Source organism: Microvirga sp. GN3 (assembly GCF_055792825.1).
The window spans coordinates 39831-57564 of the sequence record NZ_JBVVAK010000048.1; the positions used below are offsets into that span (position 1 = coordinate 39831).

The window sequence follows — 17734 nt, forward strand, 5'->3', positions numbered from 1 at the left end:
AGTTGCGCCCACTCCGCCACCTCGGTGACCTACCGTTTGAAGGTTTCGACATCTAGTTGGGGGCTGCGCCTCAGTCTGCCTCTTATGGGAGAGGAAGGACCCACGTCAGACACGAAACGGGAGACTGTGACCGGCGTCTGGCAAGGTGCATCCTCCGAGTACTGCCACGCACGACGTTACCCCAAGTTGAGCGCACTGGAATTGGGGGCAGCGCAAGATGTGTTCCTGATTGAGCGCTAAGGTAGAACGGACAGGGAACCTGGTCCAGGGCTGGGTCATGTTATTGTACGGACGGCTATGCGGCACGTGCCAGCGGCTTGGGCAGGCGCAGAGGACGAAAGCCATCCACGAGCACAGGCTGCTCGCCCCAGGCATAGGTGCCCGTGAGATTGATATGCTCCCAGCTCAGAGGCGATACGTGCTTGAGCACCTCAGGCGGAATGATGCGCCCCTGTCGGCGAAGATGATCAACAGCTCGTCCAAGATAGACCGTGTTCCAGTGGACAATGGCGCTCACGACCAGGTTCAGACCGGATGCCCGGAAGGCTTGGCTTTCAAACGAGCGGTCGCGGATCTCGCCACGCTCATGGAAGAACACAGCCCGTTTCAGCTTATGGGCTGCCTCACCCTTGTTGAGGCCCGCCTGGCAACGGCGCCGAAGTGCAGGATCGGAATACCACTCGATCATTATGTGGAATATGCGCGTCAAGGCTGGGTAGCCGAGCCAGGTGCCGATAGTGATCACGCCGATTACGGCCAGTCGGGAGCCTGGCGTCGGGCAACGACGTACCCCGCAGGCTCGCCCGCCCGCTACAGCGCTTATGAGGAGCGCGCGGGCGAGCGAACCTGCTCCGGTGAGCTACGCCACCAGCCAGAAGGCGGTCGTCATCCGAGCGTCCGTGGTCTCGCCGCGATGTCGCGCGGAGTCGGTCCTGCCGGTGTCGGGGTGTCGGCGAGCTTGGCGACGAGCGCCACCACCGCCTCGCGGTCGCCCTCGACCGCCGCGCGCTCGTCATCGGTGAGCGGGATGACCGCGAGGCGGTGGTCCATGCCCTCGTGCGCTTCGAGAAGCTGCGCTTTTGCGCTCGGCTTGGGGATGTAGAAGTCGCACTTGGCGCAGGCCATCCGGTGTGGGCATTGCTCGAAGAAGCTGTAGCTGCACCAGCCATGGCCAAGATCGTAGTGTTGCCAGGGCGCGCCGGCCGCGGCCGCGCCGCTCAGCACGGCTTCGCGATCGATCAGCACCTCGATCGTGCGCACGTTGCGCGCGAAATAGCCGGCGTCCCCATAAGCTTTCGTCAGCGTGTTGGGTGTGATCGCCGCGTAGTGTCTTGTCGTCTCGGGCGAGGTGTGACCGAGCCAGGCCTGGAGTTCGAATAAGGTCATCGGCTCCTTCGCGTTGTAGAGTTGGCTGGCGATGGTGGCGCGAGCCCGGTGGCTGGTGATGCGGCCGCGCACATCTCTGTCCGGCACCCCGCCCTTGGCGCAGAGCAGCGGGATGATGGACTTGTTGATGTAGGTATTGGCGACCGCACGGCCGCGAATGGCGAAGAGAATGTTGATCGGCTCACCCGTCTTGCGATCAGGGATGGGTGCCTGCGCGGGCCTTGCCGCCTCCCACGCCTCGACTGCGCGGCCGACAAGTGGATCGACGGGCTTGCTGAAGGCGGGGCCGGTCTTGTGGACGGGCACGTCGAGCAGGCACACAGGCGGCGCACTCGGATCGGTGCTGTCGGCCTGCCAGCGGATGCAGCCGACGCGCAGGCGCACGATCTCGTCGCTGCGCTGGCCGATGAACAACCAGGTGAGCGCGAGGGCGCGGACGAGTGCGAGCGGATAGGCGATGATGCCGCGCGCGGCAAGGTCGTCGGCTGTCAGGTTGAGCCCCGCCCAGACGAGCTTTGCCCAAGCATCGTCGGCGATGATGCGTGGTTTGGGGAAGATCAACGCCTTGACCGCGCGCGGCGTCACCAGCGCAATGGATGGATCGAAGCGCGGCGGGCACCAGCCATGCTCGTGGCCTTCACGGAAGAAGCCGCGGACCACCGAGATGTAAGACGCCTTGCTCGTCGGCGCGAGCGGCAGGCCCGAGCGCGCCTCGATGCTGGAGCGCCGCTGCGCGAAGTCGCCGATCAACATGCGGTCGACGCGCGCGACGTAGGCGGCGCAGGTGGCCCGCGTCCAGTCGCCCGGCGCTGCAACACCGGGCTGTTCCTGTGTCATCCAGCGCCCGACCTTGGCCAGGATCGCGCGGTACTCGCGGCGCACCGCCGGGGTGAGCGTCGAGGTGCCGTACCAGCGGTCGACGGCCTCCATCCACGCCGCCGGCGCGCCTTCGACCGTCATGCGCCACCCGCGCGTCGGCAACCCGGGCGGCGAGGCATAACCGAGCGCGGCAAGCGCGCGGTGGACGCCGTGAAGGGCCCCACCTGCCCACACCGTAAAGCCGGCATCGGCCCGAAGGCGGGCGAGCGCCTCGTCGGTCAGGTCTGCGAGCCTCGGGCTGCGGTTGCGCAACAGGAGTTCGCAGACGACGGTTCGCGTGCGCAGGTCGCGCGCATCGGAGCGATAGCCCTGCCGCGTCAGCGTGCCGATCACCTCGGCTACCGCCCCGTTAGCCGCCTCGCGCCCGAACACGCGCCAGATGAGCGCGAGGCGGTTGAAGGATCCGAGGCAGTGGAAGGCGTCGAAGCCGCATAGGAAGTAGGCATAGGAGCCAAGGCACGGCCGGACGGACGGGTCGAGCCAGCCCGGCCACGGAGCCTGGAATGCACCACGGTTCTTGCCGATCAGCGCGACCCACTCGTCGTCTGACCACGTCCAGAACGTCGTCCCCCGATCTGCGCAGCGATGCAGCACCAGGCCGACCGCGTCGAGTGCCGAGCGGACATGGAATCGCGGATCGGGCAGGTCGCGCATCGCCAGCCGAGCAGCGTCGAGCGGCGCCACAAGGCGCGCGACCACGGTCCACTCGGGTCTGTCCGCATCGTGGCAGCGGCCGCGGCGCAGGTCCCAGCCGAGCGCCATGAGAGCCTCGCGCTCGGCCGCCGACAGCGCGGGCGAGCGGTCGAAGCCGGAGACGTCGAGGAGCGGCGGACGCGCGCTCATGCCGTGCCCATCGGCGCTGTGGTCAAGAGCGCAATGCGCCGCTCGTGGAGCTGCGCCATGCCGGCGGCAAGCCTGGCGGCGAGGTCGCGGCCCGACAGGTGGATGTAGCGCAGCGTCGTCTCCGTCGAGCGGTGACCGGCGAAGGTGGCGATGGCGTGGACCTCCCAGCCGGCGCGAGCGAGGTCAGTGAGGCAGAGGTGGCGCAGCGTGTGCGTGCCGAAGTTGGGCTCGCCGGCGGCGAGTGCGATGCGCCGCACCACCTTCGACCAGGTCCAAGGGGTGATCGGCTCTGCCGGATTGCGGCGCGACTCCGACAGGAACAAGGGACCGCGGGCGGAACTGAACTTGGCGCGGTGCGTGAGATAGGCGCGCAAGAGTTCGCCGGCCGGCGCCGAATAGGGCACGATCCGCTCGCGGCGCGACTTCGTGGTCTCGGCGCGCACGCGCAGCATGCGGCGTGCAGGATCGATGTCGTCGGTCCGCAGGGCGCAGAGCTCCTCGCGTCTAAGACCTGCGTCATAGGCAAAGGCGAGCATCGTACGATTGCGGATCGGCTCGGCGGCAGCAATCGCCAGGATCACCGCCCAGCCGTCCTCGTTGGGGATCCACGGCAGGGATCCACGGCAGGGTTACGTAGCGGGGCACGAGACCGCGCCGGGCGGTTCCTGGACGTGCGCCGGGTGTGTAGCGGCCGCGGCCGACTGGGCTCGTGACGCGCAAGCCCTCTTCGACGAGGTAATCGTAGAACAGCCGCACCGCCGTCAGCCGTTGCTGGATCGTGGCGTTGGCGAGCCGGGGCGGCGACGGCGCGGAAGCACGAAGCTCAGGGCGGCGCGACGGCCGATCGGTCAGCTCGCGCACAAAGCGCGCGACATGGTCCCGCCCGGCATCGACAACGCTGACCGATTGCGCGGCGCAGAAGGCAAGATACTCGGCGAGGCCGCGGCCGTAGGCATCGACTGTGCGCGGCGCCAGCCCAAGGTCGGCGCGCATACGAAGCCAGGCCAGCGCTGGCGGGCACGCGGCCAGCGCGGGAAATCGCTCCTCGATCGACTTGGACGGCATCGACGCCCCCAGACTCGCGGCCCGACCAGCTCAGCCGGATTCCAAGTAACATACATGAACAGGGTGCGCTCGAGGCGGCCGACCTCCCGCAGGGCCTTGTTGAGCGCATTCTGGCGCGGAAAGGCTCCAATCTTCTTCAACATTACCGAAGGTGGCACTATCCCGGCTCGGAGTGACGCCGCCAACCGCAACACCTCGTCCCAGTTCTCCTCGACCAGCCGCAGGTCGGCTGCACCGCCGATCAATGGTGTGAGCGGCCCATAATCGGCCTGCTTGTCAATGATGAACAGCTTGCGGCCACCGAGGTCGCGAATGCGGGGAGCAAAGCGGTAGCCAAACAGGTGGAACAGCGCGAATACGCTCTCCACCGCGCCAGCCGTGTCGGTGGCGTGCTCGTGGATCTCGAGCGTGCTCTCATGGTGCAGGAGGCCGTCGAGCACATGGGGCGCCTCACTGGCCGCTGCGGGGATCACCTTCGAGTAGAACGAGGCGAAGCGATCGGACAGGAAGTCGTAGAACACCGCTCCTGGCTCGGAGCCATGGCGGGCATTGTAGTCGGCTGTGGCCTCGCCCCGGCCGCCGGCCGGGAAGAACTGTCCATCCGACGAGGCCGTCGTGCCCGAGCCCCAGATTGTCGAGAGCGGTTCGGCATGCTGGGCATTCACAATGGCGGCCACGGCGGCCGCGTAGGTCTCCGGCCGGATGTAGCGCTCGATCATCAGATTGAGCTGGTGGATCGTCACGCCACGTGAGCTTTCGGCCATGCGGTCGAGGCCGAGGTTTGTTGCATCGGCCAGGACCGCGCCCATGAGAGCAGGCTCGTCCATAGCGGCGGCCTCGCCGGTTCGGAAATGGATAAAACGATCCGCAAACCGGGTCCAGCCATTCACCTCGGCCAGCAGATCGGTGATGCGCACCCGCGGCATGAGATTGTACAGCCGGGCGCTGAGCACCCGTGCCTGATCCCGCTCGTCGCGACGGATCGGTGAGACGGTCAGTCCGTCCGCCGTGATGCTCGCCTCGGGGAGCAGATCCTGCTTCGCCGCGGTCGCAAGCGCCCGCAGCTTCCGATCCAGGGTCGCGGCGCGCTCGGCACGCCAGATGTGGAAATCATCGGGAACCGCAAGACCGAGTCGGTTCTCGCCCCGCATGAGCGCGAAGATCGGCTGGGGCAGAAGGTAGTCCTCGAAGGTGCGGTAGGCGCGGCTACCCTCGACCCAAATGTCGCCGGAGCGCAGCCGATCGCGCAGATGCACCAGCACCGCGACCTCATAGGCATGGGCATCGAAGCCGGCGCTCCCAGCCCTCACGTGCCGACGCCAACTCCGCTTCAGGAACGCCGTCGGAACATGGTCTGGCAGCCTGACCCGCTCGCGGTGGTAGATCGCCCTCAGCATCTCAATGGCCGCCAAGATCGGATCTTGCGGCTTGACCGAGCGAAAGACAAACGCATCGAAGATCACTCTCGCGACTCTACGCAGGGAGGCGCGGCGCCCGATCAGCTCGTCGAGGCCATCGCCCTCGTCAGGGCCGAGGGCGATGGCTGCGGCCTCAAGGCTGGTGGCAAGCCGGTCCCAGCCGAGCGCCCCCTCGACGGCCTGCGACAGGTTCTCTCCGCTCTCGATCGCCGCCACGAGGACACGGCCCAGCACCAGATGGGTGCGGGCCACGGCGGCCAGGGCCTCGGCCTGCTCGACGAGGCGTGCTTTCCGCGACGTCTCGGCTCGGCGGCGGGCCGAACCCAGCATCCGGTCAAACATCTCGATTGCAAGATCTATGAGTGCCGCCTGACGCTCGATGACAAAGGCCGCGAGGGTGGACAGCCGGCGCTCAGTCGAGAAGCGCAGAAGCTGCCTTGCGTGCGTGATCTTCGCCTCACGGGCCATCATGCCATAGCGGTTGGCATGGATCGCCTTCCGTCGCTCGTCCGATAAATCAATCGGACGCAAGATCCGCAACCGATCCACGACGCCCACCAGGTTCTTCAGCTTTGGGCCTTCCGGCACCTCTGCGATCCAGCCGTGAAGAGTACGGCCATCACCCTCGACCCTGGCGGTCAACAATGCCTCGAGGTGCTGGCAGGTGTCGGCATCGAGACCGCGGATGAGGTCGCGGTGGGCTTGGCGTCGCGCGAGGGCCCGGCCAGCCAGGGCAAAGCGTTCGACCAGAGGGGCGGCTGGGACGATGACGCGGCGGAGCTTCAGGTCATCGATAATGGCCCGCACGATGGGCTCGCCCATATCTGTTGCGACGGCAGCCACGGCACCGGCCGTGATGGCGGCCCGGTAATCGGCTTGGCGGATGGTGCGCAGGCCGAGAGAGGCAACGATCTCACCGACATGCTCCCGACGGGTCTCGTCACGCCGGGCGTAGAGATCGAAGATGGCAGGCGTGATCCCAATCTGCTCGCCGACGATCTCCACGATGGCGGCCGGCACGTGTTCTGCGAGCCGCAAAGGACGCCCAAGGTCGCGGATCAGAGCAAGTTGCACGGCGAAGCCAAGGCGGTTGTGCTGACGCCGATGTCGCTTGCAGAGGGCAAGATCCTCCGCTGCGAGAGCGTATCGACGCTGAGCCTCATCATGATCGGCCGGCGGATTGAAGAGCTTGGCGCGAAGCTGGGGCGAGAGGATGGAGGGCGACACGGCCATGGGGAACACCTCGGCTGATGTTCGGGCATCCCTCAAGCCTACCCAGCCTTTGTCGACGAAGCGTTGACGGTGGGAGTAGACCCCGGCCAATCCTTCCGCTGGAATCGAAACGCCTTCTTCCGTCAATCACGGACCGGTTCGAGGCGCTTACCTGCTCAGGAGCGCCTCCCCATACCTCTTAGCGTACAATCCTGTAGAGATTCCCACGCAACCCCTCCTTCCATGGGCGCAACCAGACGATAACGATCAACCACCTGGGCAAGTGCTGAAAGCGCCAGCGTCATGGGATCGCGCGCGGATGGAATCAGGCCGAGCGGGGCCGTAATACGGGTCAGAGCCTCTTCCGCTACCCCACGCTCGCGCAACTGCTCCAGTCTATTTGTGTGGGTGCGACGGCTGCCCATCGCGCCGATGAAGAACCAGGGCTGTGTGAGCACCTGTTCGAGAAGCGAAGGTTCCCAGGCATGATCGTGGAACAGGAACACGACCGCGCTCCAGGGATCTGCCACGAGGGCTGGCGATGGACCCGCGGTCGAAAGAAGCTCGGTGCAAGCGCCAAGTCGCACGCCAGACGCGATCAAACGCTCATCCGGGGTAAGAAGCGTCATCTGGGTCCCGGAAGCCACACCGAGTTGGACCAGTGCCAGGCTCTCGGCACCATGACCGACGACAACAAGCCTGAGGGATGGCGCGTACCAAGAGATGAACGTCTCCCCTCGCCAGCCGGTCAGGGGCTGGGCGCTATCCGCCAGGACGTGCAGGCTGCCCGATGCGCCTTGAGCCAAGGCGAGCGGTTGCCTTGCCTCCAAACGTGAGAGTGCTTGCCGGATGACGTCCGGATCGGGCATGGGTTGAAACAGCAGGCCCACACCTCCGCCGCATGGGAGCCTGATATCGATATAGGGGGAGCCGGCACCGTAGCGGACTTGCCGCGGCCGTCCGTCCCGGATTGCCTCCATGGCCTCAGCCACAACCGCGGCCTCGATGCAGCCGCCTGAGAAGGAACCGGCGAAGCGACCGTCCTCGGCCACACCCATGAGCGTCCCGACGGGTCGAGATGAAGAGCCTGTGAGACCCGTGATCGTGACCAAGGCGGCGCGCTGACCGCGCCACTCTGCCTCCGCCATGAACCGCAGGATCTCGAGCGGAGTTGCGGCGCCAGCAAACGCGGGCTCTGCCGGTGCACTATCCGCCAGGCCAAGATCTCGAGAGGCAGGTGCGCATTCAACCATTGTCCGATCCTATCGATCGAGCCTGACGAAAGATCACCTCACATCAGGCTTTCCAGAGTGATCGGAAGACGCCGGATGCGCTTGCCGGTCGCGTGGAACACGGCATTTGCGATCGCCGGCGCGACACCGACAATCGCGAGCTCACCCACTGCCTTGCCACCCAGCGGTGTCGCATCATAGTCGGGAATTCCGACCGAGATGATCTCGATGTGCGGGATATCGGCATTCGTCGCGATCCGGTAATCTGCAAGGTTTGCGCTCAAGATGCGTCCATTGCGCGGGTCGGTGATGCCTTCCTCCAGGAGTGCCATGCCAATCCCCATCACGATGCCGCCTTTGAACTGGCTGTCAGCAAGCTTCGGATTGTAAAGCCGCCCGGCATCGAGCGCGGAGACGAGGCGCGACACACGGATTGTGCCGAAATCCTCGTCCACCCTCACCTCGACGAAGTGGGCGCAGAACGAGTGCCGGGACTTTGGGATGCTCGTCCCTCTCTCCATTCCGCCCAAGGTGGTGAAGAACTTCAGCCGATCGGCGCTCGACCGCTCCTTCCTCGGCAACGTGTCGCGGGTCACCTCAAGGACGTCTCGCCCCGTCGCCGCCATTAATTCGGCAATGCTGATCCCATCGCCGCTCGGCGGCGCAATCCTCCCGCCTTCGATGATCAGGGTGTTGGCCCGATCGCGCAGAGGCGAGTTGGGATCGGTGAGACCGAGTGCAATCAGCTCCTCGCGCGCGGCAAGTGCGGTCGTGTGAACGGCTGCGGTCATCAGATTGGCAAGCTGAGATCCGCCGGCGACCGGTGCGCGGGGCAGGCGCGAGTCCCCGAGCTTTGTCGTCACCTGTTCAACAGGCACGCCAAGCGCATCGGCGGCCGTCTGCGTGAGGATCGTGTACGTGCCCGTACCCATGTCGATGGCACTCGACAGCACCTCGACCGAGCCATCGGCGAGGATTCTCACCATCGCCTCACCAGGGCTCGAATAGACCGGATGAGTCCCGCAGGCCATGCCCCAGCCGATCAGCTGGCGGCCCTCCCGCATCGACCGCGGCACGGGATTGCGCTGCGCCCAGCCGAACGCTTCCGCTCCCACGGCGTAGGCCTCCCTGAGCCGCCGCGACGACCATGGCTTGCCGGTTTCGGGATCAACATCCGGCTCATTGCGCAGACGCAACTCTACCGGATCAATCCCGAGCTCGATGGCCAGCTCATCCATCGCGCATTCAAGCGCGAAGGCGCTCGGGTTCTTGCCTGGTGCGCGAAAGGCACCCGGTGTCACGGTGTTCACCGGCACGACACGCTGGCGCGAGCGGAAATTCGGAACAGCGTACATCATGGACGTGACGACGCCGAGTGTTTCAACGAATGTTGCGTTCGCGGCTGTTTCGTTCGACCCGTCATGATCGATCGCGAGAAGCTGACCGTCCTTTGTGGCGCCGAGCTTCAGCATCTGTCGCGTGGCCGGCCGCCCGCCATAGGCCGTAAAGGTCTGCGGCCGTGATACGGCGAGCTTCACCGGCCGGCGCAGCATCCGGGCCGCGATGGCGGCCGCGGCCGAGTGCGGCAGTGCTTGACCCTTGGAGCCGAACCCGCCGCCGACGAAGGGCGAGACAATGCGCACATTCGCGAACGGCAGACCGAACCACATCGCATAGTGGTTGGCCATCCCGTCGATCCACTGGCTCGGTTCATAGATGGTGAGACGGTCATGGGCCTCCCAATGGGCAATCAAACCGTGCGGCTCGATTGGGACATTATATTCCCGAGGCGTCTCGTATGTCGCTTCGATCACCACGGGCGCTTCGGCAAGCGCGCCATCCGGGTCACCCCAATCCTTGTCGAGAGGAACCGGGTTGCCGTGACCGGCCCGCGGGTCATCCCGTGTTGCAATTACTGGCCCGGGCGCGACTTCGACGCGCACGAGTTGCGCCGCTGTCTGCGCCTGCTCCAGGGTGTCCGCGACAACGGCCGCAACCATCTCGCCGTTGTGCCGGACATCGGTTGCAAATGGGGTGTAATCGTCGCCGGGCGGCTTGTTGCCAAAGAAGTCTGCCTGCGGCTGAAGCCTCAGGCTGTTGCTCGCATCGAGCACGAGGTGCACGCCGGGACTCGCCTCCGCGGCACTTCGGTCAATCGCCACAATCCGCCCGGCCCCAACCGTCGACTGGACAATCACGCAATGGAGGAGGCCCTCCAGCCGATGCTCCAGTGCGTAGGTTGCAGCGCCTTGAACCTTCAGCGGCCCGTCTGTGCGGACGATCGCCCGGCCAAGCGGGCCGCTGGACGGAGACCCATCAGAGGCATCGCCATGTTTCACCCGGGGTTCGATGAGGGTCATTGGATGCCTCCAGCCTTGAGGATCGCCCGAGCGACGACGCGGGGCGCAAGATCGATCTTGTAGCCGTTCCCGCCAGAGGAGCTCGCGCCATCGACTGCAGCGATGCTCGCCTCGCGGACCGTCCCTTCATCCAGGCGGCGACCACGCAGCGCATCTTCGACAATCTTGGCGCGCCACGGCTTCGTGGCAACGCCGCCGAGCGCGATGCGGATGTCTTGGATCGTCACGCCGTCTGAGTCGAGTTCCAGCCCAACAGCGGCGCTCGCTGCCGCGAACTCATAGGATTGGCGGTCACGGATTTTCAGATAGGTGGAGTTCGCGGCAAGCGGTGTTGCCGGGACCGCAACGGACGTGATGATTTCGCCGCGTTCCAGAATGGTCTCGCGCTCGGGCGTTGCGCCGGGCGTCAGAAAGAACTCCTCGATCGGGATGGTGCGGGTATTGGTCTGGATGGTCGCTCCCAAGGCCATAAGCGCAACGGCAAGATCGCCAGGGTAGAGTGCAATGCAATGGTCGCTGGTACCGAGAACCGCATGATCGCGGGTGATCCCACCGATGGCTGAGCAGCCGGTGCCTGGATCACGCTTGTTGCAGGCCCGAAAGCCGGCCGGATCGCGAAAGTACGGGCAGCGGGTGCGCTGAAGCAGATTGCCGCCAATGGTCGCCATATTGCGGAGTTGCGCCGACGCGGCCAGGAGCAACGACTCCGCGATGGCAGGAAAGTGCTGCCGAATGGCCAGATCATCAGCCACGCGGCTCATGGTGGCGAGTGCTCCGATCGTCGCTCCGCTCTCGTCAACGGTGATCGTGTTCAGGCCGGGAAGCCGTGTCAGATCGATCACTGTTTCCGGGCGCACAACATCGCATTTGGCAAGGTCGAGAAGTGTCGTGCCGCCGGCCAGCAGCATCGCGTCGGGGTGCCGGGCAAGCGTTGCGGCCTCCTCAAGGCTGGTTGCCCGGGAATAATCGAAGTTCATCATGCCGCTGCCTCCGCCGCCTTGCGCACGGCCGATACGATATTGGGATAGGCTCCGCAGCGGCAGAGATTGCCCGCCATGAACTCGCGGATCTCGTCGTCAGAGCCGACATGCCCCTCACGAATGCACGCAACCGCCGACATGATCTGCCCTGGCGTGCAGTAGCCGCATTGAAAGGCGTCCTCTTGCATGAAGGCCTGCTGGACGGGGTGTGGTGTTCCATCCGGACCCGCCAGCCCCTCGATCGTTGTGATCGCGCAGCCCTCGGTCTGAACCGCGAGCGTCAGGCAGGCGAGAACCCGCTGCCCGTTTACATGCACCGTGCACGCCCCGCATTGGCCTTGATCGCAGCCCTTCTTGGTGCCGGTCAGGTGAAGGTGCTCCCGCAGGGCATCGAGCAAGGTTACGCGGGGCTCCAGGGTCAGGGTCCTCGCCTCCCCGTTGATATCCAGTTTCACTGGTCTCACACTCGCCATGAGCTATCTCCCTTTGGGGACGCCTGCCCCTCCTGTGCTTCAGGGTTGACTGTCCTGTGCCCTTGCCTGCCGATGACAGGCGGGCATTTGAGTGCAATAAGATCGCTGGGAGTTCTCCATAAACGGAGGCCCCTCCGGTTAGATCGAGATAGTGGCTGCGGATAGGGGATCAAGGCCGGTCCTGAGAAATTTGTAGAGAGTTGGGAACGGGCGGGTTTGGTACGGTCAGACAGGAATTCTCACGAGCAGGCTCCGGTGGCCGCCAAACCGTTGCGGGCGGATGCGCGTCGCAACCGCGACCGACTGATCGAGGTTGCGGCCAAAGCCTTTGCAAATTCCGGCGTCGATGCCTCGCTGGAGGCAATTGCCCGCGAGGCTGGTGTCGGGCCAGGAACTCTCTATCGCCATTTCCCCACCCGCGAGGTCCTGATCGAGGCGGTCTACCGCCGCGAAGTGGAGGGGCTGGTTGCCGCGGCGGACGAGTTGGCGCGCACCAACGAACCCGATGAGGCCCTGGCTGAATGGATGCAACGCTTCGTTGGGTACATGGCGACCAAGCGTGGCATGCGCGACAGCCTGCGGCTTCTCCTTGAGTCGAATTCGCCGCTCTTTGCGCAGACGTCCGGAGCTATCCCCTTGGCATTCAAATCACTGATGGAAAGTGCAGCCCAGGCGGGTACGATCCGGCCGGATGCGAACAGCGCTGACGTCCTGCATGCGCTCTCAAGCATTTACTCTGCGTCGGGCGGATCGGATTGGCAGGATCGCTCCGGGAGGCTCGTGAGCCTCATCATGGATGGGCTCCGCTATGGAGCTTCGCGGACATCGCAATAAATTGTGGGGCCAGCGCAAGATCTATGCCTGATTGAGTGCTACGGGAGAACGGATTGGCAACCCTCTTGCCGAGAGAGATCCGATGCTTTCTGTTCCGGCAGATGAAAGCTCACGATCATCTGCTAACACATTGCTGTTTCTGCGCTAACGCGATGCGCCTGATTAGCAGGGTAAGTCTTCCTGACGATACATTCAGAGGTGGTGTCTTTCTCATCACTACGTACCACCCGTGTACGCTTCGCAACGCCCTTTCACCAAGCCTAAAACGATTTGAGAAGTGATAGCAATCAGCTTGGATGGACACGTTCTTGCTACGTACGTTTTACCGTACAAGCAGGTACGGATCTTGCGATGCCCCTACGTTGCCTTCATGAATGTTGAGTATAGGGCTATGTCATGGAGGCCCCTTAATCCCTCAACTCGGTTGGAACCACTATAGGCGAGAGGCTGTTGTCGCCTGAAGACCAATGCCGGCCGCGACTCTGGCGAGCGAGGTCAAGTTCGGGCTGTGGCGGAGCGGAACCAGCCCTCGCAGTCAACAGGGGGAGGAGGCCAATATGTCGGATCTTGGCGAGCAGAATGTGAACCGGCGCGAGGTGATGGTCGGAGCTGGGGCCTGTGCGGCGCTCGCGGCGGCGCCGCTTTCGGTGAGGGCGCAACCCGCCCCGGTTGGGACGCCCGTGATGACACAGGTTGCGTTCAACGTGAATGGGCAGGTTCGCACGCTCGAGCTCGACACCCGCACAACGCTCCTCGACGCTCTGCGAGAGCACTTGCATCTCACGGGCACCAAGAAGGGGTGCGATCACGGCCAATGTGGAGCTTGCACGGTCGTGGTCGACGGGCGGCGGATCAATTCCTGCCTGACTCTCGCCGTGATGCACCAGGGCAGCGCGGTCACGTCGATCGAGGGGCTCGGCACGCCAGATAACCTGCATCCAATGCAGGCGGCGTTCATCAAGCACGACGGCTATCAGTGCGGCTACTGCACGCCCGGACAGATCTGCTCGGCTGTGGCGGTGCTGGACGAAATCAAGGCCGGGATCCCGAGCCACGTCACAACCGACCTCACGGCCCCGGTGCAGCTCAGCGAGGCCGAGATCCGCGAGCGGATGAGTGGCAACATCTGCCGGTGTGGCGCTTATTCCAACATCGTCGAGGCAATGACCGAGGTCGCGGAGAGGCAGGGATGAGAGCTTTCACCTATGAGCGCGCCAACGCGCCCGTTGAGGCAGCCGCCGCCGTCGCCCGGATGCCTGGCGCGAAGTTCATCGCAGGCGGCACGAATTTGCTCGACCTGATGAAGCTGCAGATCGAGACCCCCACGCATCTCGTTGACGTGAACGGGCTGAAGCTCGACACCATCGAGCTGACCCCGGAAGGCGGGCTTCGCATCGGCGCGCTCGTGCGTAACACCGACCTTGCCGCCGACGGGCGCGTTCGACGCGACTACGGTGCCCTGTCACGAGCGCTGCTGGCTGGCGCGTCCGGCCAGTTGCGCAACCGGGCAACGACGGCGGGGAACCTTCTCCAGCGCACCCGCTGTCCCTACTTTTACGACACCGCTCAGCCTTGCAACAAACGGCAGCCCGGCAGCGGCTGCTCGGCCATAGACGGGTTCAGCCGACAGCTCGGCATCATCGGGGTGAGCGATGCCTGCATTGCTACCAACCCGAGCGACATGGCAGTCGCCATGCGCGTGCTCGACGCGACGGTCGAGACCGTGCGGCCCGACGGCTCGACCCGGACGATCCCGATTGCTGAGTTTCACCGCCTACCTGGCGACACTCCCCATGTGGAGACGACGCTGGAGCCGGGTGAGCTCATTACCGCCGCGACCTTGCCACCGCCCATCGGCGGCCGGCAGATCTACCGCAAGGTGCGCGACCGCGCATCTTACGCCTTTGCTCTCGTCGCGGTGGCGGCCGTGATTCAGCGGGACGGCACAGGACGCGTGGCTGTGGGCGGCGTGGCGCATAAGCCTTGGCGGGTCGAAGCGGCCGAATCTGATCTGCTGCGCGGGCCCAAGGCGGTCACTGAACAGCTGCTCGCCGGTGCCAAGCCGACCCATGACAACGCATTCAAGGTACCGCTGGTCGAGCGCACGCTCGGCGCGGTGATCTCCGAAGCGAGGAGCTGAGACATGCGGTTCGACACTCCCGCTACCACCAATCCGATTGACCAGCTCAAGGTTATTGGCCGACCCACCGACCGGATCGATGGACGATACAAGACGACCGGCACGGCGCCCTATGCCTACGAGCGGCACGAGGTTGTGCCAGGCCAGGCTTATGGCTTTGTGCTGGGCTCCGCGATCGCCAAAGGCCGCATCGCTGCCATGCACCTGGAGGAGGCCAAGATGGCGCCAGGCGTTCTGGTGATCGTCACGACGCTCGACATGCCTCGATTGGAGCGCGGCATGATGAATGCCGCCTACCTGTTCGGCGGAGCGGTCATTCAGCATTACCACCAAGCGATCGCCGTGGTGGTCGCGGAGACCTTCGAGCAGGCCCGGGCCGCGGCCTACCTGATCCGCGTCGACTACCAGCCCGAGGCGGGTAAGTTCGACCTTGCCGCTGAGGCGCCGAACGCCCCTCTCGTTGGCGACGATAGCGGCGAGGGCAGCAGCGGACCTCCTGAAGCCCGGGTCGGCAACTTCGAGGGTGCGTTCGGGGCGGCGGCGGTGAAGCTCGACGAGACTTACACGACGCCCGACGAGAGCCACGCCATGATGGAACCGCACGCCACAATCGCGGCATGGGATGGCGATCGGCTGACTCTCTGGACGTCGAACCAGATGATCGCCTGGGGCAAAGGCAGCATTGCCAAAATCCTCGGCATTCCGGCAGAGAACGTTCGGCTCGACTCGCCCTATATCGGCGGTGGCTTCGGAGCAAAGCTGTTCATTCGGGCCGATGCCGTGCTGGCAGCGCTCGGTGCCAAAGCGGCGCGGAGGCCCGTCAAGCTGGCACTCACGCGCCCGCTCGTCGCCAACAATACCACCCACCGGCCTGCCACGATCCAGCGCATCCGCATCGGCGCGAATCGTGACGGCACGATCACGGCCATCGCGCACGAGAGCACTTCCGGCAATCTGGCTGAGGGCAAGCCCGAGACGGCGGTATCCCAAACGAGGCTCCTCTACGCGGGCGCAAACCGCCTGATGGCGATGCGGCTCGCCCCACTTGACCTTCCAGAAGGCAACGCGATGCGCGCACCGGGCGAGGCGCCCGGTATGATGGCGCTTGAGGTCGCCATGGACGAGATGGCGGAGAAGCTCGGCCTGGATCCAGTCGACTTTCGGATCCTGAACGACACCCAGGTCGATCCAGAGAAGTCCGACCGCCGCTTCTCCCATCGCGATCTCGTCGGGTGTCTTCGGCTTGGCGCCGAGCGCTTCGGCTGGGGCAAGCGCAATCCCCGGCCCGCCCAGGTGCGAGACGGACGCTGGCTCGTCGGAGCGGGCGTGGCGGCGGGCTTCCGCAACAACCTCCTGACAAAGTCCGCGGCGCGGGTCCGGCTCGACCGCCAGGGAGGGGTCACGGTTGAAACCGACATGACCGATATCGGAACGGGCTCCTACACCATCATCGCCCAGACCGCGGCCGAAATGATGGGCGTCGCGTTGGACAAGGTGGCCGTCCGGCTCGGCGACTCGGCCTTCCCAGCTTCCGCCGGCTCCGGCGGACAGTGGGGGGCGAACAACTCGACCGCCGGTGTCTACGCCGCCTGCGTCAAGCTGCGCGAGGCCGTCGTGCAGCAGCTCGGCTTCAACGCCTCCGACGCCGTGTTCTCGGACGGCGATGTGCGATCGGGTGACCGCCGCGTGCCGCTGGCCGAGGCTGCGAGCGCGGGCGAGCTTGTCGCGGAAGACTTCATCGAGTACGGCGATCTCGCCAAAACGCACCAGCAATCGACCTTCGCGGCACACTTCGTCGAGGTCGGGGTCGACGCAGCGACCGGCGAGGTTCGGGTCCGGCGGATGCTCGCGGTGTGCGCGGCAGGGCGCATCCTCAATCCAAAATCCGCGAGGAGCCAGGTGATCGGTGCGATGACCATGGGCGTCGGGGCGGCTTTGATGGAGGAACTGGCCGTGGACAAGCGGCGAGGTTTCTTCGTCAACCACGACCTTGCGGGCTATGAGGTGCCGGTCCATGCCGACATCCCGCACCAGGAAGTCGTCTTTCTCGACGAGGTCGATCCGATGTCCTCGCCCATGAAGGCCAAGGGTGTCGCCGAGCTCGGCATCTGCGGCGTCGGAGCGGCGGTCGCGAACGCGGTCTACAATGCCACCGGCATCCGCGTCCGCGACTATCCGCTCACGCTCGACAAGCTCATCGACCGCTTGCCCGAGGCCGTCTGAGACGCGCCTCGCGCCCTGGCTGCCAATTTAGTGGGCTGCGCGCCCTAGCAGACAGAGCTGTCGCTGATCCTACGAAACTGGTCGGGGCGGGTATCATCAGGGCACTCGCCGTGGCCTTTACGTCTTCTTGCACTGGACCAACTCCTCGGCGGCATTCACCCCGTGGAGCTGGAAGAGGCGTTTTGACGTATCCCTGCCGATACGGATAATCTGGTCCACGGACGGTCTCCTGTGGTTGAGCCTCCCACGACCTCATTCTGGTCCAGCGATGCCGTAAGGGGCCGTTCACCCCAACGCAAAACCTCATGCGCTCCTTGGCCCGAGAGAGACGGCTCCTTGAGCCGCCAACTGGACGATGCCTTAGAGGCTGGTGAGCAATTATCTTTCGCCTTTTCGCGTAAGGCGCCGCAGGATGCGGCTCATCGCGAGATAGAGCAGCATCTCGCCGGTTTCGACGAAGCGCTCATAGTCCTTGGCGAGGCGACGATTGGTGGTGAGCCAACCGATGGTTCGCTCCACCACCCACCTGCGTGCGAGCACCTGAAAGCCGCTCGGGCGCGTCGGTGGCTCTGCGTCAATCCGCATCCAGGTTCCGCCGCTCCACCAATGCTGCGGGATGGATAATCTCCAGCCCAGGGCTTTCTGAAGCCAGTCCCGCAAACCTCGATAAGCGGTGTCTGCCCACATCA

At 65.0% G+C, this 17734-nt stretch carries 12 protein-coding genes and 2 pseudogenes; 4 read left to right on the forward strand and 10 right to left on the reverse strand.

Annotated features, from left to right (window positions below; genetic code table 11):
* Window positions 1-295 precede the first annotated feature (295 nt).
* From ACS5Q1_RS22155 to ACS5Q1_RS22195, 9 genes and pseudogenes are all read right to left on the reverse strand, one after another.
* A pseudogene (locus ACS5Q1_RS22155) lies at window positions 296-688 on the reverse strand (Tn3 family transposase); the annotation flags it as partial.
* Window positions 689-885: 197 nt separating this feature from the next.
* Window positions 886-3108, reverse strand: coding sequence for a tyrosine-type recombinase/integrase (locus tag ACS5Q1_RS22160; RefSeq protein ID WP_473100208.1), 2223 nt, complete (start codon window positions 3106-3108; stop codon window positions 886-888).
* Window positions 3105-3689, reverse strand: a complete 585-nt coding sequence (locus ACS5Q1_RS22165; RefSeq protein WP_473100209.1) for a tyrosine-type recombinase/integrase — start codon at window positions 3687-3689, stop codon at window positions 3105-3107. Before ACS5Q1_RS22165 ends, ACS5Q1_RS22160 begins: the two co-directional genes overlap by 4 nt.
* A complete protein-coding gene (locus ACS5Q1_RS22170; RefSeq protein WP_473100210.1) occupies window positions 3625-4173 on the reverse strand; it encodes a site-specific integrase in 549 nt (182 codons plus the stop codon). The genes ACS5Q1_RS22165 and ACS5Q1_RS22170 overlap by 65 nt, the downstream gene beginning before the upstream one ends.
* A 65-nt stretch (window positions 4174-4238) precedes the next feature.
* Window positions 4239-6824, reverse strand: a pseudogene (locus tag ACS5Q1_RS22175) (Tn3 family transposase); the annotation flags it as partial.
* Between the two features lie 155 nt (window positions 6825-6979).
* Complete coding sequence (locus ACS5Q1_RS22180) at window positions 6980-8056, reverse strand: XdhC family protein (RefSeq protein WP_473100211.1); 1077 nt, start codon at window positions 8054-8056, stop codon at window positions 6980-6982.
* Between the two features lie 38 nt (window positions 8057-8094).
* Window positions 8095-10395 (reverse strand): xanthine dehydrogenase family protein molybdopterin-binding subunit, encoded by a 2301-nt coding sequence (locus ACS5Q1_RS22185; protein ID WP_473100212.1) that lies wholly within the window; start codon window positions 10393-10395, stop codon window positions 8095-8097.
* Window positions 10392-11375, reverse strand: a complete 984-nt coding sequence (locus tag ACS5Q1_RS22190; protein ID WP_473100213.1) for an FAD binding domain-containing protein — start codon at window positions 11373-11375, stop codon at window positions 10392-10394. The genes ACS5Q1_RS22185 and ACS5Q1_RS22190 overlap by 4 nt, the downstream gene beginning before the upstream one ends.
* Window positions 11372-11848 carry a (2Fe-2S)-binding protein gene (locus ACS5Q1_RS22195; RefSeq protein ID WP_473100214.1) on the reverse strand — a complete coding sequence of 159 codons (477 nt, stop codon included), beginning with the start codon at window positions 11846-11848 and terminating at the stop codon, window positions 11372-11374. The genes ACS5Q1_RS22190 and ACS5Q1_RS22195 overlap by 4 nt, the downstream gene beginning before the upstream one ends.
* Before the next feature lie 255 nt (window positions 11849-12103).
* Between ACS5Q1_RS22195 and ACS5Q1_RS22200 the strand changes: the two genes are divergently transcribed.
* The 4 genes from ACS5Q1_RS22200 to paoC all read left to right on the forward strand — a co-directional run bounded on the left by ACS5Q1_RS22200 (window position 12104) and on the right by paoC (window position 17045).
* Window positions 12104-12682: a TetR/AcrR family transcriptional regulator gene (locus ACS5Q1_RS22200; RefSeq protein WP_473100215.1), complete on the forward strand. Its 579-nt coding sequence runs from the start codon at window positions 12104-12106 to the stop codon at window positions 12680-12682.
* Between the two features lie 599 nt (window positions 12683-13281).
* Entirely contained in the window at window positions 13282-13875 is a 594-nt protein-coding gene (paoA, locus tag ACS5Q1_RS22205) for an aldehyde dehydrogenase iron-sulfur subunit PaoA (RefSeq protein ID WP_473100220.1), read from the forward strand.
* Window positions 13872-14822 carry an FAD binding domain-containing protein gene (locus ACS5Q1_RS22210; RefSeq protein WP_473100216.1) on the forward strand — a complete coding sequence of 317 codons (951 nt, stop codon included), beginning with the start codon at window positions 13872-13874 and terminating at the stop codon, window positions 14820-14822. The genes paoA and ACS5Q1_RS22210 overlap by 4 nt, the downstream gene beginning before the upstream one ends.
* 3 nt (window positions 14823-14825) lie before the next feature.
* Window positions 14826-17045, forward strand: coding sequence for an aldehyde oxidoreductase molybdenum-binding subunit PaoC (gene paoC / locus ACS5Q1_RS22215; protein ID WP_473100217.1), 2220 nt, complete (start codon window positions 14826-14828; stop codon window positions 17043-17045).
* A 378-nt stretch (window positions 17046-17423) separates the two neighbouring features.
* Here the strand turns inward: paoC and ACS5Q1_RS22220 are convergent.
* On the reverse strand, window positions 17424-17734 hold a 311-nt coding region (locus tag ACS5Q1_RS22220; RefSeq protein WP_473100218.1), incomplete at its 5' end, for a transposase.

What these genes read in the sequence shown, in the direction of transcription:
- ACS5Q1_RS22160 (WP_473100208.1), bottom strand. Translation starts at nt 3,108, where the DNA reads ATGAGCGCGCGTCCGCCGCTCCTCGACGTCTCCGGCTTCGACCGCTCG.
- ACS5Q1_RS22170 (WP_473100210.1), bottom strand. Translation starts at nt 4,173, where the DNA reads ATGCCGTCCAAGTCGATCGAGGAGCGATTTCCCGCGCTGGCCGCGTGC.
- ACS5Q1_RS22180 (WP_473100211.1), bottom strand. Translation starts at nt 8,056, where the DNA reads ATGGTTGAATGCGCACCTGCCTCTCGAGATCTTGGCCTGGCGGATAGT.
- ACS5Q1_RS22185 (WP_473100212.1), bottom strand. Translation starts at nt 10,395, where the DNA reads ATGACCCTCATCGAACCCCGGGTGAAACATGGCGATGCCTCTGATGGG.
- ACS5Q1_RS22190 (WP_473100213.1), bottom strand. Translation starts at nt 11,375, where the DNA reads ATGATGAACTTCGATTATTCCCGGGCAACCAGCCTTGAGGAGGCCGCA.
- ACS5Q1_RS22195 (WP_473100214.1), bottom strand. Translation starts at nt 11,848, where the DNA reads ATGGCGAGTGTGAGACCAGTGAAACTGGATATCAACGGGGAGGCGAGG.
- paoA (WP_473100220.1), top strand. Translation starts at nt 13,282, where the DNA reads ATGGTCGGAGCTGGGGCCTGTGCGGCGCTCGCGGCGGCGCCGCTTTCG.
- ACS5Q1_RS22210 (WP_473100216.1), top strand. Translation starts at nt 13,872, where the DNA reads ATGAGAGCTTTCACCTATGAGCGCGCCAACGCGCCCGTTGAGGCAGCC.
- paoC (WP_473100217.1), top strand. Translation starts at nt 14,826, where the DNA reads ATGCGGTTCGACACTCCCGCTACCACCAATCCGATTGACCAGCTCAAG.